26 protein-coding genes are annotated in these 24,386 nt (G+C 69.8%); 19 read left to right on the forward strand and 7 right to left on the reverse strand.

Going from position 1 to position 24,386, the window contains the following annotated elements; genetic code table 11:
• Nucleotides 1-92 precede the first annotated feature (92 nt).
• Both ACFPZ3_RS65060 and ACFPZ3_RS65065 read right to left on the reverse strand, forming a co-directional pair.
• Nucleotides 93-860 carry an ABC transporter permease gene (locus ACFPZ3_RS65060; protein WP_379524391.1) on the reverse strand — a complete coding sequence of 256 codons (768 nt, stop codon included), beginning with the start codon at nucleotides 858-860 and terminating at the stop codon, nucleotides 93-95.
• Nucleotides 857-1,765, reverse strand: coding sequence for an ABC transporter ATP-binding protein (locus ACFPZ3_RS65065; protein ID WP_379524392.1), 909 nt, complete (start codon nucleotides 1,763-1,765; stop codon nucleotides 857-859). The genes ACFPZ3_RS65060 and ACFPZ3_RS65065 overlap by 4 nt, the downstream gene beginning before the upstream one ends.
• Nucleotides 1,766-1,935: 170 nt before the next feature.
• Here ACFPZ3_RS65065 and ACFPZ3_RS65070 point away from each other — a divergent pair, with 170 nt between their 5' ends.
• The 10 genes from ACFPZ3_RS65070 to ACFPZ3_RS65115 all read left to right on the forward strand — a co-directional run bounded on the left by ACFPZ3_RS65070 (nucleotide 1,936) and on the right by ACFPZ3_RS65115 (nucleotide 11,739).
• A complete protein-coding gene (locus tag ACFPZ3_RS65070; RefSeq protein WP_379524393.1) occupies nucleotides 1,936-3,165 on the forward strand; it encodes a multidrug effflux MFS transporter in 1,230 nt (409 codons plus the stop codon).
• A 92-nt stretch (nucleotides 3,166-3,257) separates the two neighbouring features.
• A complete protein-coding gene (locus tag ACFPZ3_RS65075; RefSeq protein ID WP_379524394.1) occupies nucleotides 3,258-3,956 on the forward strand; it encodes a helix-turn-helix transcriptional regulator in 699 nt (232 codons plus the stop codon).
• Nucleotides 3,953-5,365 (forward strand): Fe-S cluster assembly protein SufB, encoded by a 1,413-nt coding sequence (gene sufB / locus ACFPZ3_RS65080; protein WP_379524395.1) that lies wholly within the window; start codon nucleotides 3,953-3,955, stop codon nucleotides 5,363-5,365. The genes ACFPZ3_RS65075 and sufB overlap by 4 nt, the downstream gene beginning before the upstream one ends.
• Nucleotides 5,365-6,486, forward strand: coding sequence for a Fe-S cluster assembly protein SufD (sufD, locus tag ACFPZ3_RS65085; RefSeq protein WP_379524396.1), 1,122 nt, complete (start codon nucleotides 5,365-5,367; stop codon nucleotides 6,484-6,486). Before sufB ends, sufD begins: the two co-directional genes overlap by 1 nt.
• The gene (locus ACFPZ3_RS65090; protein WP_379524397.1) at nucleotides 6,483-6,803 is read left to right on the forward strand and encodes a non-heme iron oxygenase ferredoxin subunit; all 321 of its coding nucleotides are present in this window, start codon (nucleotides 6,483-6,485) and stop codon (nucleotides 6,801-6,803) included. The genes sufD and ACFPZ3_RS65090 overlap by 4 nt, the downstream gene beginning before the upstream one ends.
• Nucleotides 6,804-6,807: 4 nt before the next feature.
• Complete coding sequence (gene sufC, locus ACFPZ3_RS65095; protein ID WP_379524398.1) at nucleotides 6,808-7,554, forward strand: Fe-S cluster assembly ATPase SufC; 747 nt, start codon at nucleotides 6,808-6,810, stop codon at nucleotides 7,552-7,554.
• The gene (locus ACFPZ3_RS65100) at nucleotides 7,551-8,807 is read left to right on the forward strand and encodes a cysteine desulfurase (RefSeq protein ID WP_379524399.1); all 1,257 of its coding nucleotides are present in this window, start codon (nucleotides 7,551-7,553) and stop codon (nucleotides 8,805-8,807) included. The genes sufC and ACFPZ3_RS65100 overlap by 4 nt, the downstream gene beginning before the upstream one ends.
• Nucleotides 8,808-8,809: 2 nt before the next feature.
• Nucleotides 8,810-9,250, forward strand: a complete 441-nt coding sequence (gene sufU, locus ACFPZ3_RS65105; RefSeq protein WP_379524400.1) for a Fe-S cluster assembly sulfur transfer protein SufU — start codon at nucleotides 8,810-8,812, stop codon at nucleotides 9,248-9,250.
• Nucleotides 9,247-9,606 carry a metal-sulfur cluster assembly factor gene (locus ACFPZ3_RS65110; RefSeq protein WP_379524401.1) on the forward strand — a complete coding sequence of 120 codons (360 nt, stop codon included), beginning with the start codon at nucleotides 9,247-9,249 and terminating at the stop codon, nucleotides 9,604-9,606. The genes sufU and ACFPZ3_RS65110 overlap by 4 nt, the downstream gene beginning before the upstream one ends.
• Before the next feature lie 309 nt (nucleotides 9,607-9,915).
• Nucleotides 9,916-11,739, forward strand: a complete 1,824-nt coding sequence (locus tag ACFPZ3_RS65115; RefSeq protein ID WP_379524402.1) for a DEAD/DEAH box helicase — start codon at nucleotides 9,916-9,918, stop codon at nucleotides 11,737-11,739.
• A gap of 160 nt (nucleotides 11,740-11,899) precedes the next feature.
• Here the strand turns inward: ACFPZ3_RS65115 and ACFPZ3_RS65120 are convergent, their stop codons facing one another.
• The 3 genes from ACFPZ3_RS65120 to ACFPZ3_RS65130 are packed head-to-tail and all read right to left on the reverse strand — an operon-like array spanning nucleotide 11,900 to nucleotide 15,016.
• Nucleotides 11,900-12,853, reverse strand: a complete 954-nt coding sequence (locus ACFPZ3_RS65120; RefSeq protein ID WP_379524403.1) for a carbohydrate ABC transporter permease — start codon at nucleotides 12,851-12,853, stop codon at nucleotides 11,900-11,902.
• The gene (locus tag ACFPZ3_RS65125; protein ID WP_379524404.1) at nucleotides 12,853-13,761 is read right to left on the reverse strand and encodes a carbohydrate ABC transporter permease; all 909 of its coding nucleotides are present in this window, start codon (nucleotides 13,759-13,761) and stop codon (nucleotides 12,853-12,855) included. The genes ACFPZ3_RS65120 and ACFPZ3_RS65125 overlap by 1 nt, the downstream gene beginning before the upstream one ends.
• A 13-nt stretch (nucleotides 13,762-13,774) precedes the next feature.
• Entirely contained in the window at nucleotides 13,775-15,016 is a 1,242-nt protein-coding gene (locus ACFPZ3_RS65130; protein WP_379524405.1) for an extracellular solute-binding protein, read from the reverse strand.
• Nucleotides 15,017-15,258: 242 nt separating this feature from the next.
• Here ACFPZ3_RS65130 and ACFPZ3_RS65135 point away from each other — a divergent pair, with 242 nt between their 5' ends.
• The 8 genes from ACFPZ3_RS65135 to ACFPZ3_RS65170 all read left to right on the forward strand — a co-directional run bounded on the left by ACFPZ3_RS65135 (nucleotide 15,259) and on the right by ACFPZ3_RS65170 (nucleotide 21,570).
• Nucleotides 15,259-16,233, forward strand: coding sequence for an acetylxylan esterase (locus tag ACFPZ3_RS65135; RefSeq protein WP_379524406.1), 975 nt, complete (start codon nucleotides 15,259-15,261; stop codon nucleotides 16,231-16,233).
• A 108-nt stretch (nucleotides 16,234-16,341) separates the two neighbouring features.
• Nucleotides 16,342-16,605: a phosphoribosyl-ATP diphosphatase gene (locus ACFPZ3_RS65140; protein WP_132516046.1), complete on the forward strand. Its 264-nt coding sequence runs from the start codon at nucleotides 16,342-16,344 to the stop codon at nucleotides 16,603-16,605.
• Nucleotides 16,606-16,660: 55 nt separating this feature from the next.
• On the forward strand, nucleotides 16,661-17,506 hold the full coding sequence (hisG, locus tag ACFPZ3_RS65145; protein ID WP_379524407.1) for an ATP phosphoribosyltransferase: 846 nt from the start codon (nucleotides 16,661-16,663) through the stop codon (nucleotides 17,504-17,506).
• 85 nt (nucleotides 17,507-17,591) lie between these two features.
• Complete coding sequence (locus ACFPZ3_RS65150) at nucleotides 17,592-18,134, forward strand: carbonic anhydrase (RefSeq protein WP_379524408.1); 543 nt, start codon at nucleotides 17,592-17,594, stop codon at nucleotides 18,132-18,134.
• A gap of 70 nt (nucleotides 18,135-18,204) precedes the next feature.
• Nucleotides 18,205-19,101: an ABC transporter ATP-binding protein gene (locus tag ACFPZ3_RS65155; protein ID WP_379524409.1), complete on the forward strand. Its 897-nt coding sequence runs from the start codon at nucleotides 18,205-18,207 to the stop codon at nucleotides 19,099-19,101.
• Nucleotides 19,101-19,835, forward strand: a complete 735-nt coding sequence (locus ACFPZ3_RS65160) for an ABC transporter permease (RefSeq protein WP_379524410.1) — start codon at nucleotides 19,101-19,103, stop codon at nucleotides 19,833-19,835. Before ACFPZ3_RS65155 ends, ACFPZ3_RS65160 begins: the two co-directional genes overlap by 1 nt.
• Entirely contained in the window at nucleotides 19,832-20,968 is a 1,137-nt protein-coding gene (locus ACFPZ3_RS65165) for a sensor histidine kinase (RefSeq protein WP_379524411.1), read from the forward strand. The genes ACFPZ3_RS65160 and ACFPZ3_RS65165 overlap by 4 nt, the downstream gene beginning before the upstream one ends.
• Complete coding sequence (locus tag ACFPZ3_RS65170; protein WP_379524412.1) at nucleotides 20,965-21,570, forward strand: response regulator; 606 nt, start codon at nucleotides 20,965-20,967, stop codon at nucleotides 21,568-21,570. The genes ACFPZ3_RS65165 and ACFPZ3_RS65170 overlap by 4 nt, the downstream gene beginning before the upstream one ends.
• Before the next feature lie 6 nt (nucleotides 21,571-21,576).
• Here the strand turns inward: ACFPZ3_RS65170 and ACFPZ3_RS65175 are convergent, their stop codons facing one another.
• Nucleotides 21,577-22,632, reverse strand: coding sequence for an EAL domain-containing protein (locus ACFPZ3_RS65175; protein WP_379524413.1), 1,056 nt, complete (start codon nucleotides 22,630-22,632; stop codon nucleotides 21,577-21,579).
• A gap of 90 nt (nucleotides 22,633-22,722) precedes the next feature.
• Between ACFPZ3_RS65175 and ACFPZ3_RS65180 the strand changes: the two genes are divergently transcribed.
• Nucleotides 22,723-23,391, forward strand: coding sequence for an acVLRF1 family peptidyl-tRNA hydrolase (locus ACFPZ3_RS65180; protein ID WP_379524414.1), 669 nt, complete (start codon nucleotides 22,723-22,725; stop codon nucleotides 23,389-23,391).
• Nucleotides 23,392-23,538: 147 nt separating this feature from the next.
• Here the strand turns inward: ACFPZ3_RS65180 and ACFPZ3_RS65185 are convergent, their stop codons facing one another.
• Nucleotides 23,539-24,360, reverse strand: coding sequence for an NAD(P)H-binding protein (locus ACFPZ3_RS65185; protein WP_379524415.1), 822 nt, complete (start codon nucleotides 24,358-24,360; stop codon nucleotides 23,539-23,541).
• Nucleotides 24,361-24,386: the final 26 nt, after the last annotated feature.

Here is a 24,386-nt window from a genome sequence, read left to right on the forward strand (position 1 = left end):
CAGGGAGACGCTCCTGATTCCCGCACATGGCCGGCCGCCGCAACGGCGCACAGTGGGCCGGTTACGTGGACATGCGGAGCCCGTCGCCCGCCTCACTCCCAGCGGAACGTGCGGGAGACCAGCGCCAGCGTCAGCACCGCCCAGCAGGCCAGCACCGCCACCGGGCCGAGCGGCAGCGCGGCCCCCTCGGTGAGTATCGCGCGCAGGCCGCCGGTCAGGGCCGAGATGGGCAGCGCCTCCAGGACCGGCCGCACCCCCTCGGGGAACTTCGTGAGCGGGAACACCACCCCGCCCGCCCCCAGCAGCACCAGGTAGACCAGGTTGGCCCCGGCCAGCGTGGCCTCCGCGCGCAGGGTGCCGGCCATGAGCAGCCCCAGCCCGCTGAAGGCCGCGGTGCCCAGCACGATGAGCAGGGCCGCGCTCAGGAACGACCCGTGCGGCCGCCACCCCAGCGCCAGCCCCACGGCCACGATGACCACGGCCTGGATGGCCTCCACGCCCACGACGGCCGCGGTCTTGGCGAGCATGAGCCCGCCCCTGGACAGCGGGGTCGCGCCGATCCGCTTGAGCACGCCGTAGCGGCGTTCGAAGCCGGTCGCGATGGCCTGCCCGGTGAAGGCCGTGGACATGACCGCCAGCGCCAGCACCCCCGGCGCCAGGAAGTCCACCCGCCGCCCGCTCCCGACGTCGATCAGCGGCGCCAGCGAGAAGCCGGTCAGCAGCAGCACCGGGATGATGAGGGTCAGCAGGAGCTGCTCCCCGTTGCGCAACATCGCGCGGATCTCGGCGCCCGCCTGGGCCAGCACCATGCGGGGGAACGGCGCCGCGCCGGGTGCCGGGGTGAAGTCCAGCGCGGTCATCGCAGCTCCCTGCCCGTCAGTTCGAGGAAGACGTCTTCGAGAGTGCGGCGTTCGATGCGCAGGTCGTCGGCCGTGACGCCCTCGGCCGCGCACCAGGCCGTCACCGTGGCCAGCAGCTCCGGCCCCACCCGGCCCTCGATGATGTAGTGCCCGGCGGGCGACTCCTTGGCCGCGCTGCCGGAGGGCAGCGCGTTGAGCACCTCCTCCAGCGCCAGCCCTGGCCGCGCCCTGAAGCGCAGCTGCCGCTCGGCCCCGGTGAGCGAGGCGGGGCTGCCCTCGGCCACCACGCGCCCCCTGTCGATGATCACGACGTGGTCGGCCAGCCGCTCGGCCTCGTCCATGTGGTGCGTGGTCAGCACCACTGACACGCCCGCGCCGCGCAGCTCGCCCACGAGCTCCCAGCAGGCGTGCCTGGCCTGCGGGTCGAGGCCGGCCGTCGGCTCGTCGAGGAAGACCAGCTCGGGCCGCCCGACGACGGCCGCGGCCAGCGACAGCCGCTGCTGCTGCCCGCCCGACAACCGCCGGTACGGGGTGCGTACGTGCTCATTCAGCCCCAGCCGCACCAGCAGCGCCCCCGTGTCGAGCGGATGGGCGTAGAAGCGGGAGACCAGACGCAGCCACTCGGCGCAGCGCATCGCCGGTGGGACGCCGCCCGCCTGGAGCATGACCCCCACCCGTGGTCGCAACTCGGGCAGTGTGGGCGCCAGGCCCAGCACTCTGACCGTGCCGCCGTCGGCCTTGCGGAACCCCTCGCAGATCTCCACCGTGGAGGTCTTGCCCGCGCCGTTGGGACCGAGGACCGCGGTGACCGCGCCGCGTTCGGCGCGGAGGGTGAGGCCGTCGACGGCCGTGGTGCCGCCGTAACGTTTGACCAGGTCGACGATCTCGACGGCTGGGGAATCCATGGCCACGAGTTTAGGGACTCCTCCCGTCGGTCCGGGCCGCAGGTGCAAACCAGGGCGGCGCCATACGAAATCGTGCGAAACATCTGATAACCGGGAATTCGGAGGACCGATTCATGGTTTGACTCTGCGGCCCTCGTGGGCCACAGGCCTACGAGGAAAGGGGAGCACGCATGTCCGTGGCAGCACAAGCCACGCCCACCGCCGTACAACCGAGTCAGAAGAGCCGCCGGGGATCGTTGCTGGTGATCCTGGGCGCCCTGTCGGCGATCGGCCCGCTCTCCATCGACATGTACCTCCCCGCGCTGCCCGCCATCACCTCCGAGATGCTCAGCGCCCCCGCCCAGGTCCAGCTCACCCTCACCGCCTGTCTCATCGGCGTCTCCGTGGGCCAGATCATCGCCGGCCCCGTGAGCGACGTGCGCGGGCGGCGGCTGCCGCTGATGGTGGGCGTGGCCGGGTTCATGGTGGCCTCGCTGCTGTGCGCGTTCGCCCCCTCGGTCCCGATGCTCATCGCCTTCCGCCTGCTGCAGGGCATGCTGGGCGGCGCCGCGCTGGTGATCGTGCGGGCCGTCGTGCGCGACCTGTACGACGGCGCGGCCATCGCCCGCATCTTCGCCACGCTGATGCTCGTCAGCGGCCTGGCGCCGATCCTGGCCCCCATCGCGGGGGCGCAACTGCTGGCGTTCACGTCGTGGCGCGGCGTGTTCGTGGCGCTCAGCGTCGCGGGCCTCGTGCTCCTCCTGGCCATGCTGGCGGGCGTACGCGAGACGCTGCCCCCGTCCGCGCGCGAGGGCGGCGGCCTCAAGCACACCGTGAGCACCTTCTGGTACCTCCTGCGCGACCGCAGGTTCATGGGCTACGCCCTGACCGGCGGCCTGGCGTTCGCGGCCATGTTCGGCTACATCTCGGGCTCGCCGTTCGTCCTGCAGGAGGTGTACGGCGCCACACCCCAGCAGTACTCCCTCATCTTCGGACTCAACGCCCTGGCCCTGACCGGCATGGCCCAGCTCGGCGGCCGGTTGTCGGGACGGGTGCCGCCCGTCCTGCTGGTCCGCATCGGCCTGGCCATCGGCCTGGTCGGCGCGGTGCTGCTGCTGACCGCCGCGCTGGCCGGGCTCGGCCTGGCGGGCATCGTGGCCGGGCTGTTCGTCATCATGCTGGGCCAGGGCCTGACCATGCCCGGCGCCGGCGCCCTGGCGCTCGGCTCGCAGCCCGCGCAGATCGCCGGCAGCGCCTCGGCGCTGACGGGCGTGCTGCAGTTCGCGCTGGGCGCGGCCGCGGCCCCGCTGGTCGGACTTGCCGGATCCGGGACCGCCGTTCCCATGGCGTGTGTCATGCTCGGGCTTTTCGCCTGCTCGGCGCTGGCGTTCACGATTCTGGGCCGGGCAAAGGTTAGGTAAGGCTACCCTGCGTGACAAATTCCATTCCCGTCCCTGCTCAGATCCGTTTGTGATCCGGGAAGGAATTACGGCACACTGATGTTGTGAAAAACATGCCCACGATGGAGCCAGGCAACGAGCGCGGCACCCGCGCCCGTGTCGCCAGGCTGATTCTTGAGCATGGCCCCGTCGCGGCCGCCGCTCTCGGCGAGCGGCTCGGGCTCACGCCCGCCGCGGTCCGGCGTCATCTCGACGCGCTGCTGGCCGACGGGATGATCGAGCCTCGCACGGTCCGTCCGCGCGGACAGCGCGGGCGCGGACGGCCGGCCAAGCTGTTCGCGATCACCGACGCGGGGCGCAGTGCTTTCGAGCATGCCTATGACGACCTGGCCGGGAGCGCGCTACGCTTCCTGGCCGAGCGCATGGGGCAGCAAGCCGTGGCCGACTTCGCCCACGAGCAGGTCTCTGGCCTGATCGACAGGCTCGAACCGGTCATGCAGACGGTGCCGGCGGACCAGCGCGTGCAAGTGCTGGCGCAGGCGCTGTCGGCGGAGGGGTATGCCGCCTCGGCCAGCAAGGCCAAGTCAGGCGGCGACCAGCTCTGCCAGCATCACTGCCCGGTGGCGCACGCGGCCGCGGAGTTCCCGCAGCTGTGTGAGGCCGAGACGGAGGCGTTCGCGCAACTGCTCGGCACGCCGGTGCAGCGCCTGGCCACGATCGCCCACGGCGACGGGGTGTGCACCACGCACGTGTCCCCGCAGTCGTTGGCCGATTCCGCACATAGAGACAAGAGCAAGGAGACCGGAAGGTGACTGTCACCGACCGCCCGGAGCTGGAAGGCCTCGGCAATTACAAGTTCGGCTGGGCCGACTCGGATGCCGCCGGGTCGGCGGCGAAGCGCGGCCTGTCCGAGGAGGTCGTCCGCAACATCTCCGCGCTCAAGAATGAGCCGGAGTGGATGCTGGACCTTCGCCTGAAGGGCCTCCGGCTGTTCCACAAGAAGCCGCTGCCCACGTGGGGCTCCGACCTCACCGGCATCGACTTCGACAACATCAAATACTTCGTGCGCTCCACCGAGAAGCAGGCCGCTTCCTGGGACGAGCTGCCCGCCGACATCAAGAACACCTATGACAAGCTCGGCATCCCCGAGGCCGAGAAGCAGCGCCTGATCGCCGGCGTCGCGGCTCAGTACGAGTCCGAGGTCGTCTACCACAAGATCCGTGAGGACCTTGAGGAGAAGGGCGTCATCTTCGTCGACACCGACACGGGCCTGAAGGAGCACGAGGAGCTCTTCAAGGAGTACTTCGGCTCGGTGATCCCGGTGGGCGACAACAAGTTCGCCGCGCTCAACACCTCCGTGTGGTCCGGTGGCTCGTTCATCTACGTGCCGCCGAACGTCGAGGTCGAGATCCCGCTGCAGGCCTACTTCCGGATCAACACCGAGAACATGGGCCAGTTCGAGCGGACCCTGATCATCGTCGACGAGAACAGCTACGTGCATTACGTCGAGGGCTGCACCGCGCCGATCTACTCCTCCGACTCGCTGCACAGCGCGGTCGTCGAGATCATCGTGAAGAAGAACGCCCGTTGTCGCTACACGACCATCCAGAACTGGTCGAACAACGTCTACAACCTGGTCACCAAGCGCGCCGTCGCCTACGAGGGCGCGACCATGGAGTGGATCGACGGCAACATCGGCTCCAAGGTCACGATGAAGTACCCGGCCGTCTACCTGATGGGCGAGCACGCCAAGGGCGAGACGCTGAGCGTCGCGTTCGCGGGTGAGGGCCAGCACCAGGACGCCGGCTCGAAGATGGTGCACCTGGCGCCCAACACCAGCTCCAGCGTCATCTCCAAGTCGGTGGCGCGCGGCGGTGGCCGTACCTCCTACCGCGGTCTCGTGCAGATCGAGGAGGGCGCCCACGGCAGCGCCAGCACCGTCAAGTGCGACGCCCTGCTCGTCGACCAGATCAGCCGCTCCGACACCTATCCCTACGTCGACGTCCGCGAGGACGACGTCTCGATGGGCCACGAGGCCACGGTCTCCAAGGTCAGCGAGGACCAGCTGTTCTACCTCATGAGCCGCGGGCTCGGCGAGGACGAGGCGATGGCGATGATCGTGCGCGGCTTCGTGGAGCCGATCGCGCGTGAGCTGCCCATGGAATACGCGCTCGAGCTGAACCGGCTGATCGAGCTGCAGATGGAAGGAGCCGTCGGCTGATGGGCCTGAACGAGAAGCCCCTGTCGACCTTGCACGAGAAGTCGTCCTTCGATCTGGCCGACTTCGAGGTCCCGACCGGGCGCGAGGAGGGGTGGCGTTTCACGCCGCTCTCGCGCCTGAAGGGGCTGCACAACGGCAAGGCCGAGCCTGTGGGCCACGTACGCGTCGACGTGGACGCGGCCCCCGAGGTGACCGTCGAGACGGTCGGGCGCGACGACGCCCGCGTGGGCAAGGCGTTCGTGCCCGGCGACCGGGTGAGCGCCCAGGCGTGGAACAGCTTCGAGAAGGCCACCGTGATCACGGTGCCGCGCGAGGCCGTCACGTCCAAGCACACCGTGCTGACGCTGACCGGCTCGGGTGACGGCGCCGCCTACGGCCACATCGTGGTCAAGGTGGAGCCGCTGGCCGAGGCCGTGATCGTGCTCGACCACAAGGGCAGCGCCGTCTACGCCGACAACATCGAGTTCGTCGTCGGCGACGGCGCCAGCCTGCGGGTCGTCAGCCTGCAGGACTGGGAGAACGACGCGGTCCACGTCTCGCACCACCACGCCCAGCTCGCCAAGGACGCGACGTTCCGCAGCTTCGTGGTGACGCTCGGCGGCGACCTCGTACGCCTGTCGCCCACCGTCACCTACACCGCCCCTGGCGGCGACGCCGACATGTCGGGCGTCTACTTCGCGGACGCCGGGCAGCACCTGGAGCACCGCCTGCTGGTCGACCACTCGCAGCCCAACTGCAAGAGCAACGTCGACTACCGGGGCGCGCTGCAGGGCGAGCGGGCGCACGCCGTCTGGATCGGCGACGTGATCATCAGGGTCGAGGCCGAGGGCACCGACACCTACGAGCTCAACCGCAACCTGATCCTCACCGACGGCGCCCGCGCCGACTCGGTGCCCAACCTGGAGATCCTCACCGGCGAGGTCGCGGGAGCGGGGCACGCCTCCGCCTCCGGCCGTCTCGACGACGAGCATCTGTTCTACCTCCAGGCCCGCGGCATCCCCTACGACGAGGCTCGCCGCCTGGTCATCAGGGGCTTCCTCGGCCAGCTCATCGAAAAGATCCAGATCGCGGAGATCCGGGACCGTGTGCTCGGCGCGGTGGAGGCGGAGCTCGCCCGATGAGTGACTTCGAAAAGGTGTGCAAGCTCGACGACATCCCCGACGAGGGGGTGATCGGCGTCGAGGTGGGGGACACCCCGGTCGCGCTCGTGCGCAAGGGTGAGGACGTCTTCGCCCTGCACGACGTGTGCTCGCACGCCGAGGTCAAGCTCAGTGAGGGCGAGGTCTACGACAGCACGCTGGAGTGCTGGCTGCACGGCTCGTGCTTCGACATCCGCTCCGGTAAGTCCACCGGCCCGCCCGCGACCCAGCCCGTGAACGTCTACACAGTCAAGATCGACGGCGATGACGTCCTCGTCTCGCTCTCGAAGGAGTCCTAAGCACATGTCCACCCTTGAGATCCGTGACCTGCAGGTCGCCGTCGAGGACAAGCAGATCCTGCGCGGCGTCAACCTGACCGTGAAGGCCGGGGAGACCCACGCCATCATGGGCCCGAACGGCTCGGGCAAATCGACGCTCGCCTACGCGATCGCCGGCCATCCCAAATACACGATCACCGGCGGCCAGGTGCTGCTCGACGGTGTGGACCTGCTGGAGCTGTCCGTTGACGAGCGGGCCCGCGCGGGCCTGTTCCTGGCGATGCAGTACCCGGTCGAGGTCCCCGGCGTCTCGGTGTCGAACTTCCTGCGCTCGGCCGTCACCGCCGTCCGCGGCGAGGCGCCCAAGCTGCGCGAGTTCGCCAAGGACCTCAAGAACGGCATGGACGCGCTGTCCATCGACGCCGCCTTCGCCCAGCGCAACCTGAACGAGGGCTTCTCCGGCGGTGAGAAGAAGCGCCACGAGATCCTTCAGATGGAGCTGCTCCAGCCGAAGATCGCGGTGCTCGACGAGACCGACTCCGGCCTCGACGTGGACGCGTTGCGCGTGGTGTCCGAGGGCATCAACCGCTTCCGCGCCTCGGGCGAGACCGGTGTGCTGCTCATCACGCACTACACCCGCATCCTGCGCTACGTGAAGCCGGAGTTCGTGCACGTTTTCGCGGCCGGCCGGATCGTCGAGGAGGGCGGGCCGGAACTGGCCGAGAAGCTCGAGGCCGAGGGCTACGAGCAGTACACGAAGGCATCTGCATGACATACACCAGCCTCGATGTGGAGAAGATCAGGAAGGACTTCCCGATCTTCTCCCGCGAGCTGCCCGACGGGCGACCGCTCGTCTATCTCGACTCGGGCAACTCCTCACAGAAGCCCAATCAGGTCATCGAGACCATGCGGGATCACCTGGCGCTGCACTACAGCAACGTCGGGCGCGCCATGCACGTGCTCGGAGCGGAGTCGACCGACGCCTACGAGGGCGCCCGCGACAAGGTCGCGGGCTTCGTCGGGGCGCCGTCGCGCGACGAGGTGATCTTCACCAAGAACGCCTCGGAAGCGCTCAACCTGATCGCCTACTCCTTCGGCAACCCCGCCAACACCGACCCGCGCTTCACCCTCGGCCCCGGTGACGAGATCGTCATCTCCGAGATGGAGCACCACTCCAACATCGTGCCGTGGCAGCTGCTCGCGCAGCGCACCGGCGCGACGCTGAAGTGGTTCGGCGTCACCGACGACGGGCGGCTCGACTACACGCCCGAAATCATCACCGAGCGGACGAAGATCGTCTCGATCGCCCACCAGTCCAACGTCCTCGGCACCGTCAACCCGGTCGCCGCGGTGGCCGCGCGGGCCCACGAGGTCGGCGCGCTGATCGCGCTCGACGCGTCCCAGTCCGTGCCGCACCACCCGGTGAACGTCACCGAGCTGGGCGCCGACTTCGTGGCCTTCACCGGTCACAAGATGGTCGGCCCGTCCGGCATCGGCGTGCTCTGGGGGCGGGCCGAGCTGCTCGACGCCATGCCCCCGTTCCTGGGCGGCGGCGAGATGATCGAGGCGGTCTGGATGGACCACTCGACGTACGCGCCGATCCCGCACAAGTTCGAGGCGGGCACGCCGCCGATCGTCGAGGCCATCGGGCTCGGCGCGGCGGTCGACTACCTCACCGAGGTCGGCATGGAGGCCGTCGAGGCGCACGAGCGCACGCTGACGGCCTACGCGCTCGAAGCGCTGCGCGACGTGCCCACCCTGCGCCTCATCGGTCCTGAGACGCTGGAGCAGCGCGGGGGCACGGTGTCGTTCACGCTGGAGGGCATACATCCGCACGATGTGGGGCAGATCCTGGACGACCAGTTCGGGGTCGCCGTACGCGTCGGGCACCACTGCGCCCGGCCGCTGCACCTGCGGTTCGGAATACCCGCGACCACGCGGGCGTCCTTCTACCTGTACAACACCACGGGCGAGATCGATGCCCTGGTGCGCGGTCTCCATCACGTTCAGAAGGTGTTCGCATAGCCATGATCGGCGAGTCGATGTACCAGGAGCTGATCCTGGAACACTACAAGCACCCGCAGGGGCGGGGGCTGCGCGAGCCGTACGACGCCGAGGTTCACCACGTGAACCCCACGTGCGGCGACGAGATCACGCTCAGGGTCAAGGTGGGCGACGCCGGCAAGGTCCTGGACGTCTCCTACGAGGGCCAGGGCTGTTCGATCAGCCAGGCCGCCGCCTCCGTGCTGCACGAGCTGGCCACCGGCTCGACCGTGACGGAGTCGCTCTCCGTGGTCGACGAGTTCACCCGGCTCATGCAGGGCAGGGGGCAGGTGGAGGCCGACGAGGACGTCCTCGGCGACGCGGTCGCGTTCTCGGGCGTGGCCAAGTTTCCGGCGCGTGTTAAATGTGCGTTGCTTTCTTGGATGGCCTACAAGGACGCTGTTGTGAGGAGTGCTGCCGAATGAGTAAGCCCGTGGAAACGCCAACCGGCTTCGACGGCGACACGACGACCGAAGAGATCATGGAAGCGCTCAAGGACGTCGTCGACCCCGAGCTCGGCATCAACGTCGTTGACCTGGGCCTGATCTATGGCCTCAACCTCGACGCGGCCGACGGCGCGCAGCCCGTGTGCACCATTGACATGACGCTGACCAGCGCGGCCTGCCCGCTGACCGACGTCATCGAGGACCAGGCCCACTCCGCGCTGGATGGTATGGTCTCCGACGTGAAGATCAACTGGGTCTGGCTGCCGCCGTGGGGCCCCGACAAGATCACCGACGAGGGGCGCGAGCAGCTGCGTATGCTAGGCTTTAACGTCTGATCTTTTCTGCTGTTGCGGCTGTCGTCAAGCGTCAGCCGTTTCAGCGTGCCCATGCCGGGATTCGGAAGGTCCGGACCCATACCCGGGGAATATCCGATAACATCCCCGGCGTTGGTAATCAGGTACACCTGACGTCTCATCACGCGTCACACGCGCCGCCTGCGGCCGGTGCCCCGGTGTATCCCCCTCATACCCGCCCCCATGGCGGCGGGCGCCCTTGAACCTGCGCGGCCAAGAGCTGCGCGTAATGGCTCGTCCTTTCGCAGAAGTGACGTGCCACTTCGACTGAAAGGCACGACTTTCGTGACCATGCTTGACGCTGTCATGCCCGAGCTCGGTGAAACCCCCGAGCAGGGCCCGTCCGAATTCGAGCTGCTGGGCCTGCCCAAGCCGCTCGTCAACGGACTGGCCAAGCTGGGCTTCGACAGCCCGTTCCCCATCCAGAGCGCGACGATCCCCGACGTGCTCGCTGGCCACGACGTGCTCGGCCGGGGCCAGACCGGCTCCGGCAAGACGCTCGCCTTCGGCCTCCCCACCATGGCCCGCATCGCCGGTGTGAGGCCCGCCCCCGGGCGGCCGCACGCGATGATCCTCGTTCCCACCCGTGAGCTCGCCCTGCAGGTCCACGACGCCCTTGAGCCCCTGGGCCGCGGCCTCGGGCTGCGCATGAAGGTCATCGTCGGCGGCATGTCCATGGGCAAGCAGATCGAGGCCCTGCGCCGCGGCGTTGACATCGTCATCGCCACCCCCGGCCGTCTGGGCGACCTGATCCGGCAGGGTGAGTGCTCACTCGGCGACGTCCAGGTCAGCATCCTCGACGAGGCCGACCACATGTGCGACCTCGGCTTCTTCCCCGTCGTCACCGAACTGCTCGCGCAGACCCCGGCCGACGGGCAGCGGCTGCTGTTCTCGGCCACGCTCGACGGCGACGTCGACAAGCTGGTGCGGCGCTTCCTGAACAACGCGATCACCCACTCCGTGGCCTCGGCGAACTCGCCGGTCGACACCATGGAGCACCACGTCATGCAGGTGTCGCGCGACGACAAGTTCGACGTCACGGCCGAGATCGCCAACCGCGAGGGCCGTACGATCATCTTCGTCCGCACCCAGCACGGCGTGGACCGGCTGTGCAAGCAGCTGGCCAGGGTCGGCGTGAAGTCGGGCGGCCTGCACGGCGGCAAGCGCCAGAACCAGCGCACCCGCATCCTCGCCGAGTTCCGCGAGGGTTCGGTCAACGTGCTGGTCTGCACCGACGTCGCGGCGCGCGGCATCCACGTGGACAACATCAGCCTGGTGCTGCACGTGGACCCGCCGCAGGACCACAAGAGCTACCTGCACCGGGGCGGCCGCACGGCCCGCGCCGGTGAGAAGGGCACCGTCGTCACGCTGGTGCTGCCCAACGAGCGCCGCTCCACCGACGCCCTCACCCGTCGCGCCGGGATCCAGCCGTTCCGCCTCAAGGCCACCCCCGGTCACCCGCGGGTCGCCGAGGTGGCCGGCGCCCGCACGCCGAGTGGCGAGCCCGTCCCCGTGTGGGAGCCGGACGTCCGCAAGCCGCTGCGCCCGCGCCGCGAAGGCGGCACCTCCGAGCGCAGGGGTGGCGGCCGCCGTGGTCGCCGGGATTTCGACGGTGACCGTCGTCCGAGGCGTGAGTTCGACGGTGATCGTCGCCCCCGCCGCCACGAGGACGGAGACCGCCCGTTCAACGCCGGTGATGACCGGCGCCCGCGCAGGCACACCGAGGGTGACCGGCCGGTCGCGCGTACTCAGGAGTCGCGCCCGGTGAGCGACGACCGTCGCCGAGACGGCGCGGCGCGGGGCGGCTACCGCTCCGACGAGCGTCCGGTCCGTCAGGACGACCGTGGGCCGCGCGGTGGTGGCTTCCGGTCAGACGACCGCGGTGGCCGCTACGCCGCCGACCGTGGCCGTCCGTTCTCGGCGACCGACGCGCCCGCCCGTGACCGTGGCTACCGCTCCGACGAGCGTGCGCCGCGTGACGGCTACCGTTCCGGTGGCGCGCCCTCTGACGAGCGTGCGCCGCGTGACGGTTACCGTTCCGGTGGTGGGCGTCCGGACGAGCGCGGCACCGGTGGCGGTTTCCGCCGCAACTCGGGCCGCCGCTTCGAGCGCTGATCCCATCTGACAGCACACGGCCTGCCCGCCGTGCCTCTCCCGCGAGTGGAGGCACGGCGGGCAGCGTCATTTCCGGCCCTTCGGCCCTGAGGTCCTGAAGTCCTGAAGTTCCGCGGCCCGTCAGCGCCTCAGCCCGTCAGGCCCTCAGCCCTTCAGGCCCTCAGCCCTTCAGGCCGCTGAGGGCGATGCCGCGGGTGAAGTACCGCTGGAAGATCAGGAAGAAGACGATCGTCGGGATCGACGCCAGCAGCCCGCCCGCCATGATCGCGCCCTGGTGGTCGGGCCCGGCGTAGTAGGAGTTGAGCCGGGCCAGGGCGACGGGCAGGTTGGCCATCTCGTCGCTCTGCACGATGATCAGCGGCCACAGGAAGTTGTTCCACTCCGCGAGCACGATGAAGATCGACATCGCCGCGAGCGCCGGCCGCAGCAACGGCAGCACGATCCGCCACCAGATCCGCCACTCCCCGGCCCCGTCCACCCTGGCCGCCTGGATCAGCTCGTTCGGCACCGACTGCAGGAACTGCACCAGGAAGAACAGCACGAACGCCTTGGCCAGCGCCGGGACGACATAGGCGGCGTAGCTGTCCAGCCAGCCCAGGTTCCGCATGATCACGTAGTTCGGGATCAGCGTGGTCTGCCAGGGCACCATCATCGAGGCGACGATCATCAGGAAGATCGTCCTGCGGCCCTTGATGTCGTGCTTGGCGATCACGTACGCGGCCAGCGAGCAGATCAGCAACGACACCACAGTGATCGCGGTCGTGATGAACAGGCTGTTGAACAGGAACCGCCAGAACCCGAAGTCCACCTGGAAACGCTGGAAGATGCCCTGCAGATGGCCGGGGTTGATCCGCTCGGGCGACCAGTCCCGGTCGTAGAAGTTGGCGAGGGTCGGCGACTCCGGCACGAAGGACGGAGGCGTCCTGGCCAGCTCGGACGGCGGCTTGAACACGGTGATGAGCAGCCAGTAGAACGGCGCGATCATCGTCAGCGACAACAGGTAGAACGGCAGGCGCAGCAGATGCCGGTTGACCCGGGAGCGCCCGCCGGTGCCGGTGCTCCCACGCCGGGACGGCGGCGCCGGGGCGATCGTCTCCGCTGGGGCGAGCGCCATCACAACTCCTTCGTCGCGCGGCCCAGACGCAGGTTGGCGAGGCTGAGCACGAAGATGATCAGGAACAGCACCCAGGCGATGGCCGAGGCGTAACCCAGCTTGAAGTGGGTGAATCCCTGGTCGTAGAGGTAGGGCACGATCATCAGGCCGGAGTCGAGCACGCCGCCGATCATGTTGGTGCCCCTGAAGACGATGTAGACGGCCTCGAACACCTGGAACGCGCCGATGAGGCCGGTCACGACGACGTACGTGGTGACCGGGCGCAGCAGCGGCAGCGTGATGTGGCGGAACCGCTGCCAGGTCGAGGCGCCGTCGATCTTGGCCGCCTCGTCGTACTCCTCGGGGATGGAGCCGAGCCCGGCGACGTACAGCACCATGCCGTAGCCCATGCCGCCCCACACCGCCATCAGCACCAGGATCGGGATCGTGAGGCCGGGCGTGGCCAGCCAGGCGACCGCCCTGCCGCCGAACCAGCTCACGATCGTGTTGGCCAGGCCCACGTCGCTGGGGAACAGGACCCACTTCCACATGAGCATGAGCGCGATCGAGGAGGTCACGGAGGGCAGGAAGAACAGGGTGCGCATGATCCGGTGCGCCCAGCCGGTGCCGTTGAAGGCCAGCGCCAGCCCGAGCGAGAGCAGGGTGCCGAGCGCGACCGACGCCACCACGTACACGGCGGTGTTGCCCAGGGCGTGGCGGAACCTGGTGTCGTCGAGCAGGTCACGGAAGTTGTCCAGGCCGGTGAAGGCGGCCGGGTTGATCCCGTCGAACGTGGTGAAGCTCAGGTAGAGCGAATTGGCCAGCGGCCAGAGCAAGAACCCCGCGAAGAGCGCGAGGAAGGGCAGCAACATCGCGTACGAGGTGCCGTAGCGGCGCAGCCTGCTGCGCAGGGGGACAGGGTTGGCCATCTCAGACTCCCGGCTATCCGGCGTTGCGCTCCATGACCTTGGCCGCCTCGGTCAGCGCCGTCTTGACGTCCGCCTTGCCGAGAATGGCCGACTGGAGCTGCTTGGAGACGTCCGGTGCGCTCTCGTCCCAGCCGGGACAGCCCGGTGCGGCCTTGCCCGTCCTGATCGACTGCTCGAACACCTGGGCCTGCTCAGGCGCGAACGACGAGGCGCTCACCACCTTGTCGGGGCGCGGCGGGATGTAGGGCAGGTTCCGTTTCCTGGCCTCCTCCACGATCGCGGTGATGGCCTCATCGCTGTACATGAACTTGACGAAGTCCGCGCCCGTCTGGGCGTGCTTGCTGAAGGCGGTCACGCCCATCGCGCGGCCCCCGATGAACGTGGTCGGCCCGGCGGGCCCGGCGGGCAGCGGGGCCATCGCCCACTTGCCCTTCAGATTCGGCTTGTTGACGTCGATGCCCTTGGCGATCCAGTTGCCCCCGACCACCAGGGCGGTGCCGGTGTCCAGCGCGTCGGAGGCTTCCACGCTGGCGGTCGGCGCGCCGTGCTTGCGATAGAGGTCCACCCAGTACTTCAGTGCCTGCTCGGCCTGCGGGGTGCCGAGCGAGGGCTTGCAGTCGGGGGTGTAGAACGTGCCGCCCGCCTGGTAGAGGTAGTTGAAGTAGCCGATCCAGTCGAGGTTGCCCCAGTCCTGGCTGTAGGGCTTCTTGACCCCGGCGGCCTTGAGCTTGCCGATGTCCTCGGTCAGCTCCTCCCACGTCTTGGGCGGGGCGTCGAGCCCGGCCTTCGCCAGCAGGTCGGTGCGGTAGTAGAGGGCGAGGGTGGACATGTCCAGCGGCACGCCGTACACCGAGCCGTCGGGGGAGATCGCCGACTCCCACTGGGCGGGCTGGGCCTGCGCCTTGAGCGAATCCAGACCATGCTTGCGCAGGTCGACCATGGCGCCCCTGGCGCCGAACTGGATGGTCCACGTCATGCCGCCGGAGATGACGTCCGGTCCGCTGCGGCTGGTGGCCGCCGCGAGGAGCTTGGCGTACGCGTCGTCCCACGACAGGGTCTGCACCTTGATCGTCACGTTGGGGTGCCTCTGGTGGTAGAGGTCGGCCGCCTTCTGGAAGATCGCGGTCTCGTCGTCGCCGCCCGTGGACCAGAAGGACAGGGTCGCCGGGGTGTTCTGGTCTGCCTGCTCGGTCGGCGTCTGGCCGCTGGTGGCACAGCCCGTGCCCAGGAGCAGGACCGTGCTACACGCTGCCATGGTTCGTCGCATGGAGGCCCGTCCGATCTCTCGCCGGTGGATGTAGGGATCTCACCACTTAAACGGGTAAGTGACAATAGGGGGGCGTGTAAGTTTCATCGGGCCTCTCCGGCTATGGTGATGACCTGGGGCGTTGATGACATGGAACGATCTATGCGAAGGTGCTCGCAAACGGATTGCTTTCCCGGTTCACGACCATAGAGTGGGGATCATTCGATCTCCCCGAGCCCCGAGGAACGTCCGTGTTCGTCGACATGCCACTCGCGCAACTGCGCGAATACCTCCCGGAACGCGCCGAGCCCGCCGACTTCGACGCCTTCTGGCAGCGCACGCTCGCCGAGACCCGCGCCCACGACCTGGCCCCCGAGTTCACCCCCGTCCCGAGCGAGCTGACCGTCGCCGACGTGTACGACGTCACCTTCGCCGGCTTCGGCGGCCACCGCATCAAGGGCTGGCTGCTCCTGCCACGGCACGTCACGGGCCCGGTGCCGTGCGTGATCGAGTACCAGGGATACGGCGGCGGCCGCGGCCTGCCGATCGACTGGCTGCTGTGGCCGAGCTTCGGCTACGCGGTGTTCGCCATGGACAGCAGGGGCCAGGGCGCGGGCGGGTGGCGGCGCGGCGACACCGCGGACCCGTTCCCCGGCACCGGGCCGCAGACGCCCGGCGTCATGACCAGCGGCATCCACGACCCCGGCGCCTACTACTACCGGCGGCTCTACACCGACGCCGTACGCGCGGTGGAGGCCGCCAGGGCGCATCCCGGCGTGGGCGCGGTGGCGGTGGGCGGCGCCAGCCAGGGCGGGGCGATCGCGCTGGCCGTCTCGGCCCTGGCCGCCGACCTGGACTCAGGCCTGGCCTGCGCGCTGCTCGACGTGCCGTTCATGTGCCACATCAGGCACGCCACGCAGATCACCCCCGAGCACCCCTACGCCGAGCTGGCCGCGTACTGCCGGGCGTTCAAGGACCAGGTGGAGCGGGTCTTCGAGACGCTGGCGTACTTCGACGGGGTCAATTTCGCCGCCCGCGCCGCCACACCCGCCCTGTTCTCGGTGGGGCTGCAGGACGGGATCACGCCGCCGTCCACGGTGTTCGCAGCCTACAACCACTACGCGGGGGCGAAGGACATCAGGGTGTATCCGTACAACGGGCATGAGGGCGGGGAGACGGCGCACGCCATGGAACGCGTCGCCGCCGCGAAGAAGGCGCTGGGGTGAATTCGGTAAGCAGGTGAGGGAGCCGTCTCGCGTGGCGGACGCGGGGCGGCGTCACCCCATGACGCAGACTAGGCTTATCAGGCACGTAGCCGACCGACGAGAGAGACCATGAAGACCTTCGAAGAGCTGTTCGCCGAGCTGTCAGAGAAAGCCACGACCCGGCCCGCGGGCTCGGGCACCGTGGCCGCGCTCGACGCCGGCGTCCATGCCATCGGCAAGAAGGTCGTCGAGGAGGCCGCCGAGAGCTGGATGGCGGCCGAACACGAGTCAGACGACAGGGCAGCCGAGGAGATCTCGCAGCTTCTCTATCACGTGCAGGTGCTCATGATCGCCAAGGGCATCGGCCTCGACCAGGTCTACAAGCATCTCTAGGGCGCCGAGCGCCCCTGACCTGGAGACATCGAGAGCGAGACACAAAGGACCTGACATGCTGCGTCTGGCAGTACCCAACAAGGGCGCGCTCAGCGAGGCCGCCCAGAACATGCTGAAAGAGGCCGGTTACCGGCCACGCAGGGACAGCAAGGAACTCGTCGTGGTCGACGAGGCCAACGGTTGCGAGCTGTTCTTCCTGCGCCCTCGCGACATCGCCGTCTACGTCGGCGAGGGCACCCTCGACGTCGGCATCACCGGCAGGGACATGCTGGTCGACTCCGGCGCCCCGGTGGAGGAGATCATGCCGCTCGGCTTCGGCGGCTCCACCTTCCGGCTGGCCGCCACGGCCGGCGCAATGACGTCCGTCAGCGATCTCGACGGCAGGCGCATCGCCACCTCCTACGCGGGCCTGCTCGACAAATACCTCTCCGACCAGGGCGTCGACGCCCGCGTGATCAAGCTCGACGGCGCCGTCGAGACCGCCATCAGGCTCGGCGTGGCCGACGCGGTGGCCGACGTCGTCGAGACCGGCACCACGCTGCGCAACGTCGGCCTGGAGGTGTTCGGCGAGCCGATCATGCGCTCGGAAGCCGTGCTGATCAAGCGGCAGAGCGCGCCGGAGACGGCGAGCGCGGAGCAGCTCGTCCGCCGCGTCAAGGGCGTCGTGCACGCCCGCGACTTCGTCATGATGGACTACGACATCCGCGCCGAGCGGATCGAGGAGGCCATCGCGCTCGCGCCCGGCATGGAGGGCCCCACGGTCTCGCCGCTGCACCGCGAGGGCTGGGTCGCCGTCCGGGTGATGGTCCCGCGCAAGGGCCACCAGCAGATGATGGACCAGCTCTGGGAGATCGGCGCAAGAGCCATCCTGGTCACCGCCATCTACGCCTGCCGCCTGTGAGATATGCCCGCTAGGCCACGGGCCAGGCGGGCATATCGCAACCGTGCGTAACGAATCGGTAGCCTGGCGTGGTGCCGCCAGGCAGATGTGGACCTTACTCGAGCAAGGCAACCGGCGCTGGGCGGCGGGCAGGTCCCACCGCCCGCACCAGGACGCCCGGCGCAGGAAACAGGTCGCCACGCGCCAGGCGCCCCACGCGGTCGTGCTGTCCTGCATCGACTCCCGCGTGCCACCAGAGGTCGTCTTCGACGTCGGCCTCGGCGACCTGCTGGTCGTCCGCACCGCGGCGCACACCCTCGACGCCCTGGTCACCGCCGCCGTCCAGTACGGCCCGCAGGACCTGCGGGCCAGCCTCGTCGTCGTCTTAGGCCACCAGCGCTGCGGCGCGGTCACGGCCGCCGCCCGGGCCTTACGCCGGCGGCTGACCCTGCCCGGCGAACTGCCCCACATCGTCGCGGCCCTCGAACCCGCCTTCGCCACCTGCGACGGCCGGGTCGAGCCCATGGCCCACGCCCACATCCAGCGGACCGTCTCGCGCCTGAGAGCCGACCCCCTCCTGTACGGCAGCGCCACCGTCATCGGCGCCTACTACAGCCTGGATACGGGGCTGGTGAGCCGTGTGACCTGACAAATGTCACCGCCAACGGCGGAGGGAACGCACTAACCCCGGCCACCCCCGCGGACCTAGCGTTCCCTCCATGAACGCCCCAACGAACGCGATCGTGTTCGACCACGTCAGCAAGCACTACGGGGACGTGCTCGCCGTCGACGACCTCTCGCTCGCCATCGAGCCCGGTTCGACCGTGGCACTGCTCGGGCCCAACGGCGCGGGCAAGTCGACCTCCATCAACCTGCTGCTCGGTCTGCTCGCCCCCACCAAGGGGACGATCGAGGTGCACGGCCACAGCCCGGCGGAGGCGGTCAAGGCCGGCGAGATGGGGGCCATGCTGCAGAACGGCGCGCTCATCCCCGAGCTGACCGTCAAGGAACTCATCGACCTCGTCCGCCGCCTCTACCCGCGCCCGCTCGCCCTGGACGAACTGCTGAAACTGGCGGACCTGACCGACCTGGCGGGGCGGCGGGCGAACAAGTTGTCCGGCGGGCAGACGCAGCGGGTCCGGTTCGCCCTGGCCATCGCGGGAGCCCCCAGGATCCTGCTGCTCGACGAGCCGACCGCGGCCATGGACGTGGAGTCCAGGCTGCGGTTCTGGGCGAGCATGCACGACTACGCCGCAGGCGGCAGGACCGTGCTGTTCGCCACCCATTACCTGGAGGAGGCCGACGAGCACTCCGACCGGGTGATCGTCGTCGCCAGGGGCCGGCTGGCCGCCGACGGCACCGCCGCCCAGATCAAGGCCGACGCCGGCGGGCACGCCGTCAGCTTCGCACTCGGCGACCAGCCCGCGGCCGGGCTCGACCTGCTGCCCGGCGTCACCGTGGTGGAGATCCTCGACGGTACGGCCACCCTGCACACCTCCGACGTCGACGCCACCCTGGCCGGGCTCTACCGGAGCACCACCCTCGACGTGCACCGCCTGAAGGTCTCCGGCGCCGACCTCGAAGCCGCCTTCCTCCAGCTCACCAGGGAGTCCTGATGCTGAACTTCGCCAAGATCGACGCCGTGCGCATGCTGCGCAACCGCCGCTACCTCATCTTCGTGGTCGCCTTCCCCGTCATGCTCTACCTGATCAACGCCAACATCTACGGCAAACAGACGGACGCCAGAGGCGTCAGCTTCAGCGTCACCCTGATGGTGTCCATGGCCGCCTACGGCGCGCTGGCCTCGTCCATGATGAGCTCCGCCGTGCCCCTGGCGACCGAGCGGCAGTCCGGCTGGCTGCGCCAGCTCCAGATCACCCCGCTGCCGAGCTGGGCCATCATCGTCGCCAAGCTCGTCACCGCGCTGGTGCTCGTGCTGCCGTCGCTGCTGCTGGTGAGCCTCGTCGCGATCCTGCAGCAGGGCGTGTCGCTGCCGCCCGGCAGGTGGGCGCTGCTGCTGCTGGTCATGTGGGTGGGCACCGTGCCGTTCATCGCGCTCGGGCTGGCCATCGGGTCGGTGCTGACGGCCGACGCCGCGCAGCCGGCCTCGATGATCTGCATGTTCGCCCTGGCCATCGCCGGCGGCCTGTGGTTCCCGCCCGAGATCTTCGGCGACACGATGCGGGCCGTCGCCACGGTCACGCCGTCCTACCACTACGCGGGACTCGGGTGGAGCGTGGCCGCGGGCCAGGGCGTGGCCGCCGTGGACGTGCTGGTCGTGGCCGCGTGGGCGGTCGTGCTGGGCGGGGCGGCGGCCTTCCTCTACCGCCGGGCTACTGTACGGGGATGAGTTTCGCGGAGAGGATCAGTTTCGGGAGCGACGACGGGGTGTCCTCGCGCAGACGGAGACTGTTCGGCATCTCGGTCGGGCTCGTCTACCTGGTCTTCCCCGTCGGGGAGATCGTGCTCGGCGTGCTCACGGGGGCGCGGGCGTTCTGGGCGGGCGTGCTGCTCGTCGCGTTCGTCACCTCCTTTCTGTCCACGGTGCTGAGCCCCAGGAGCATGGAGGAGGCAAGCCCCTGGACCTTGCCGCTGCTCGTGCTCACCAGCGTGCTCGGCATCGTCGGGGCACTGGTCTTCGGCGGCTCCTGGCTGAGCCTGCCCGTCTACACCGTCGTCCTGTACGGGTTCGCCCTGCCGGCCGCCTGGGCCCTGGGCGCGATGCTGGTGAACCTGCTCGCCGTGATCGCCGCGGGCGTGATCAACGGGAGCGAGACCGAGGGCCTCATCGTGCTGGTCCTCCAGGTGGTGACGCTGGGCATTCTGTTCATCGGCGTCCGCAACACCCGGGTGCTCAGCTACAAGCTGCGCCTGGCCCAGGACGAGGTGGCCCGGCTGGCGGCCACGGAGGAGCGGCTGCGCATCGCCCGCGACCTGCACGACCTGCTCGGCCACAGCCTGTCGCTGATCGTGCTCAAGAGCGAGCTGGCCGGGCGGCTGGCCGAGGAGCCGGCCCAGGTGCGCCAGGAGCTCGGGGACATCGAGTCGGTCGCCAGGAAGGCCCTGCTCGAAGTGCGCGAGGCCGTGACCGGCTACCGGCAGCGCAGCCTGGCCGAGGAGATCGACAACGCCAGGGTGGTGCTGGCGGCGGCCGGGGTGCGCCCCGAGGTGCGGGTCTCAGGGACGCCGCTGCCCAGCCTGCTCGACGGGCTGTTCGGGTGGACCGTGCGCGAGGGCATCACCAACGTCGTACGCCACGCGCGCGCCTCGCGGTGCGAGATCAAGATGACGTTCGACGGCGGAACCGCCACCCTGGAGATCATGGACGACGGAGGCGGCGAGAGCGGGCCGTACCAGATGGGCAGTGGACTGCGCGGCCTCACCGAGCGGGTGTCGGGCGCGGGCGGCACGGTCACGGCGGGCCCGGAGCCGGGCGGCGGCCACCTGCTGCGGGTGCTGGTCCCCGCGGGGGTGTGCGCGTGATCCGGGTGATGCTGGCCGAGGACCAGGGCATGATCCGCGGCGCGCTGGCCTCCCTGCTGGGCCTCGAACCCGACATCGAGGTCGTCGGCGAGGCCGCCGACGGTGCGCAGGCGCTGGCCGTGGCCTTGGACGTGCGTCCTGACGTGGCGCTGCTCGACATCGAGATGCCCGGCACCGACGGGCTCACCGCCTGCGCGACGATCACCGAGCGGGTGCCGGGGTGCCGGGTGATGATCCTGACCACGTTCGGGCGGCCGGGCTACCTGCGCACGGCGATGGAGGCGGGAGCGGTGGCGTTCCTGGTCAAGGACAGTCCGGCCAGGGAGCTGGCGGCGGCCATCAGGCGGGTGCACGCGGGGGAGCGGGTCATCGACCCCGGCCTGGCCGCGGCGGCGCTCAGCGCGGGGCCCAACCCGTTGTCCGGGCGCGAGCGCGACGTGCTGGCCGCGGCGGCGGACGGCTCGACGATCGGTGACATCGCCGCCAAGCTGCACCTGTCGGAGGGCACGGTGCGCAACTACCTGTCCTCGGCCATCCAGAAGACGCAGGCCCGCAACCGCATCGAGGCGGTGCGGCGGGCCCAGGCCCAGGGCTGGCTGTAGGCCCGCTCAGCCTCTGATGGCGGCCACCTGCCTGATCAGGTCGGAGACGCGGACGATGCCCAGGCAGCGGTTCAGCTCGTCGGTGACCACCAGGTCGTCGTAGACGCGGGTCGCGTCCCTGCCCGCCGCCTGCATGGCCGCGATCGCCGGGGTCGTGCGTGGCACCGTGCGGGGCGGGTCGGCCAGGCGCTGGGCGGGCTTCGAGCCGTGCAGGGCGTGGCCGTACCTGGCCGCGAACGACAGCAGGAACCGGCTGCGGTCCAGGCTGCCCTTGGGCCGCTGGAACTCATCCACCAGGATCACGCTGGTGATCGTCTGCTCGTGCCCGAACGCCGCCACCGCGTCCTCCGCCTTCGCCTCCGCCGGCAGTGTCACGGCAGGGAGCAGCAGCTCCTGCACGCGGGGGCCGAGCATGACCGTGGCGTGGGACTCGTCGGCGATCGGCAGCGGCACCCGTATCCTGCCGTCGGGGCCGGGCGCGAGCAGGGGACCGTGCGCGAAGCGCACGCCGAGGCCGCGGATCACCGCCACCTGCGCCTCCCGCTCGACGCCCGGCGCCAGCACGTGCGCGCCGATACCGCGCGCCAGCGACGCCACCGCCCGCGCCACCGCGGCCGCCCGGTGGTCGCCGGGGATGCGCGCCACCACGTCGGGGTCGAGGGCCAGCAGGTACGGGGCCGCCTGCGCCAGCACGTCCAAGGCCGGGCCCGCGGTGCCCACATGGGCGAAGCCGAGCAGGTACCCGATCGAGCGCAACCCGTCGATCCCCACCCTGAGCAGCGGCCGGTCCTGTTCCTGGCACGGTCCAGTGAGCAGCAGGATGGCCTCACGGGGGTGGCGGCCCGCCCGTCGCAGCGCCTCGTGCAGGGGAGCCAGCGCGCCCGCGCCCGCCAGCACCACCCTTACCGGCAGTTCCAGCATCATGGGCAGCGGTGCCGCCCTGAGGGAGCCGGTGGAGTCCACGATGGCGGGGTGCGCGATGACGGCACCGCTGTCAAGATCCACCATGGGACTGGTGAGCAGGGAGGACACGTACAGATGGTGCTCCTGCCACAGCGGCATCAGAAGCCCCGCGAAACAAAATTTACCGACATTTCCGTTTTGGTTCCCTCGTCGCAGGCCGGGGGAGCGGGTTCGGCTAACCTTCGGGGCATGAGCGCGCGTCCGGCGAGGGGCGGCGGCCGGTGGGTCACGGTGCCGCCTGAGCGCCTGCATCCGTGGATCGACGGCTTCGCCGGGCGCCACGGGCCGTTCACCGCGAGCGGAGACCGGCAGGTCGTGCGGCTGGTGGCCGCCGACGGGGCGCTGGCCGAGCTGCACGTGCCCTTCCCGCCCATGATGCCCTTCGGGCCGCCGCACGTGAGCCGGCTGGTCGCCCACTCCGGCGCCGATCGGCGGGTCGGGGTGTTCCTGGTGCGGCTCGGCGGGTACGCGGCCGGGGTCTTCAAAGGTGGCGAGCTGGTGGCGTCCAAGGTGGGGTCGCGGCTGGTGCAGGGGCGTACGGCGGCGGGCGGGTGGTCGCAGCAGCGCTTCGCCAGGCGGCGGCGCAACCAGGCGTCCCAGGCGTTCGACGACGCGATGGAGACGGCGGTGCGGGTGTTGACGCCGCACCTGGGGGAGCTGGACGCGGTGGTGCTCGGCGGGGACCGCAGGGCGGTGGACGCCCTGCGGCCGGACCGCCGGATGGCGCCTCTGCTGGCGCTGGAGCGGGAGCCGTTTCTGGTGGTGCCCGATCCGCGGCTGGCGGTCCTGCGTGAGACGCCCGCCCTGTTCAGGGCCGTACGCGTCCGCGTGGTCGATCCCGATTCGCTGGGCTCATAAGCCTGGCTCATAAGACTGGCTCATGAGCCCAGCCTCATAAGACTGGGCTCATGAGGCTGGGCTCATAAGGCGGCATTCTCGCGGCCGTCTCGTGAGGCGGCGTCCTTCCTTGTGGTCGTTTCACGAGACGGCGTCTTCGCGGTCGTCTCATGGCATGAAGGCGTCCGTGTGGTCGGCGAGGAAGGTCGGCCAGGTGCGCGGCGGGCGGCCCGTCACGTCCTTCACCACGGTCGTGGTCGCAGCCCAGCCGCCGTCGCCGGTTCTGGCCTGGAGCTCGGCGAGTTCGCCGGCGAACTCCTGCGGGATGCCCTGGCGTTCCAGGTGGGCGGCCATTTCCGGGACGGACAGGTTCACGTACCGGGCGGGGCGGCCGAGGGCCCTGCCGATCTCCGCGGCGATGCCTTCGTGCGACAGGGACTCGGGGCCGGTGAGGAGGTGGTCGCGGTCCGGGCCGACCGGGCTGGTCAGCAGGGTGGCGGCCACGTCGGCGATGTCGCGCGTGTCGATGTAGTTGACGGGGGCAGGGCCGTACGAGCCGTACATGGTGCCGCCCTTGAAGTCGCGCGGCAGGGTCTGCATGAAGCCGCTCGGCTGGAGGATCGCCCAGGGCACGCCCGACTTCCGCAGGTGGGCGTCGACCACGCCGTGCAGGCCCATGCCGAGCTTGGCGCCGGGGGCGGCGTCACGTACCGACACCGAGACGATCTGCGCCACGCCCGCCTTGGCGGCAAGGTCGATGACGGCGCGGTGGGCGTCGATGAAGCCGGGCCAGATCCCGCTGTTGAGGAAGAGCCTGTCGCCAGGCGAGAGCAGCTCGCCGATGGTCTCGGGCCGGTCGAAATCGGCCAGCTTGTACGGAATGCCCAGGTCGTCGGCCGGGCGGCGGACGACGGCGAGGGCGTCGTGGCCGCGCAGCCGCCCGGCGAGGGCACGGCCGATGTTGCCGGTGGCACCGGTTACCACGATCATGCGGGGACCTCCGTAAGTGGAATCTC

This window comes from Nonomuraea insulae (genome assembly GCF_042656245.1).

Bases quoted from the DNA above. Each gene is read 5' to 3' on its own strand.
- ACFPZ3_RS65060 (WP_379524391.1), bottom strand. From the start codon at position 860: ATGACCGCGCTGGACTTCACCCCGGCACCCGGCGCGGCGCCGTTCCCC.
- ACFPZ3_RS65065 (WP_379524392.1), bottom strand. From the start codon at position 1,765: ATGGATTCCCCAGCCGTCGAGATCGTCGACCTGGTCAAACGTTACGGC.
- ACFPZ3_RS65070 (WP_379524393.1), top strand. From the start codon at position 1,936: ATGTCCGTGGCAGCACAAGCCACGCCCACCGCCGTACAACCGAGTCAG.
- ACFPZ3_RS65075 (WP_379524394.1), top strand. From the start codon at position 3,258: ATGCCCACGATGGAGCCAGGCAACGAGCGCGGCACCCGCGCCCGTGTC.
- sufD (WP_379524396.1), top strand. From the start codon at position 5,365: ATGGGCCTGAACGAGAAGCCCCTGTCGACCTTGCACGAGAAGTCGTCC.
- ACFPZ3_RS65090 (WP_379524397.1), top strand. From the start codon at position 6,483: ATGAGTGACTTCGAAAAGGTGTGCAAGCTCGACGACATCCCCGACGAG.
- sufC (WP_379524398.1), top strand. From the start codon at position 6,808: ATGTCCACCCTTGAGATCCGTGACCTGCAGGTCGCCGTCGAGGACAAG.
- ACFPZ3_RS65100 (WP_379524399.1), top strand. From the start codon at position 7,551: ATGACATACACCAGCCTCGATGTGGAGAAGATCAGGAAGGACTTCCCG.
- sufU (WP_379524400.1), top strand. From the start codon at position 8,810: ATGATCGGCGAGTCGATGTACCAGGAGCTGATCCTGGAACACTACAAG.
- ACFPZ3_RS65110 (WP_379524401.1), top strand. From the start codon at position 9,247: ATGAGTAAGCCCGTGGAAACGCCAACCGGCTTCGACGGCGACACGACG.
- ACFPZ3_RS65115 (WP_379524402.1), top strand. From the start codon at position 9,916: ATGCTTGACGCTGTCATGCCCGAGCTCGGTGAAACCCCCGAGCAGGGC.
- ACFPZ3_RS65120 (WP_379524403.1), bottom strand. From the start codon at position 12,853: ATGGCGCTCGCCCCAGCGGAGACGATCGCCCCGGCGCCGCCGTCCCGG.
- ACFPZ3_RS65125 (WP_379524404.1), bottom strand. From the start codon at position 13,761: ATGGCCAACCCTGTCCCCCTGCGCAGCAGGCTGCGCCGCTACGGCACC.
- ACFPZ3_RS65130 (WP_379524405.1), bottom strand. From the start codon at position 15,016: ATGGCAGCGTGTAGCACGGTCCTGCTCCTGGGCACGGGCTGTGCCACC.
- ACFPZ3_RS65140 (WP_132516046.1), top strand. From the start codon at position 16,342: ATGAAGACCTTCGAAGAGCTGTTCGCCGAGCTGTCAGAGAAAGCCACG.
- hisG (WP_379524407.1), top strand. From the start codon at position 16,661: ATGCTGCGTCTGGCAGTACCCAACAAGGGCGCGCTCAGCGAGGCCGCC.
- ACFPZ3_RS65150 (WP_379524408.1), top strand. From the start codon at position 17,592: ATGTGGACCTTACTCGAGCAAGGCAACCGGCGCTGGGCGGCGGGCAGG.
- ACFPZ3_RS65155 (WP_379524409.1), top strand. From the start codon at position 18,205: ATGAACGCCCCAACGAACGCGATCGTGTTCGACCACGTCAGCAAGCAC.
- ACFPZ3_RS65160 (WP_379524410.1), top strand. From the start codon at position 19,101: ATGCTGAACTTCGCCAAGATCGACGCCGTGCGCATGCTGCGCAACCGC.
- ACFPZ3_RS65165 (WP_379524411.1), top strand. From the start codon at position 19,832: ATGAGTTTCGCGGAGAGGATCAGTTTCGGGAGCGACGACGGGGTGTCC.
- ACFPZ3_RS65175 (WP_379524413.1), bottom strand. From the start codon at position 22,632: ATGCCGCTGTGGCAGGAGCACCATCTGTACGTGTCCTCCCTGCTCACC.
- ACFPZ3_RS65180 (WP_379524414.1), top strand. From the start codon at position 22,723: ATGAGCGCGCGTCCGGCGAGGGGCGGCGGCCGGTGGGTCACGGTGCCG.
- ACFPZ3_RS65185 (WP_379524415.1), bottom strand. From the start codon at position 24,360: ATGATCGTGGTAACCGGTGCCACCGGCAACATCGGCCGTGCCCTCGCC.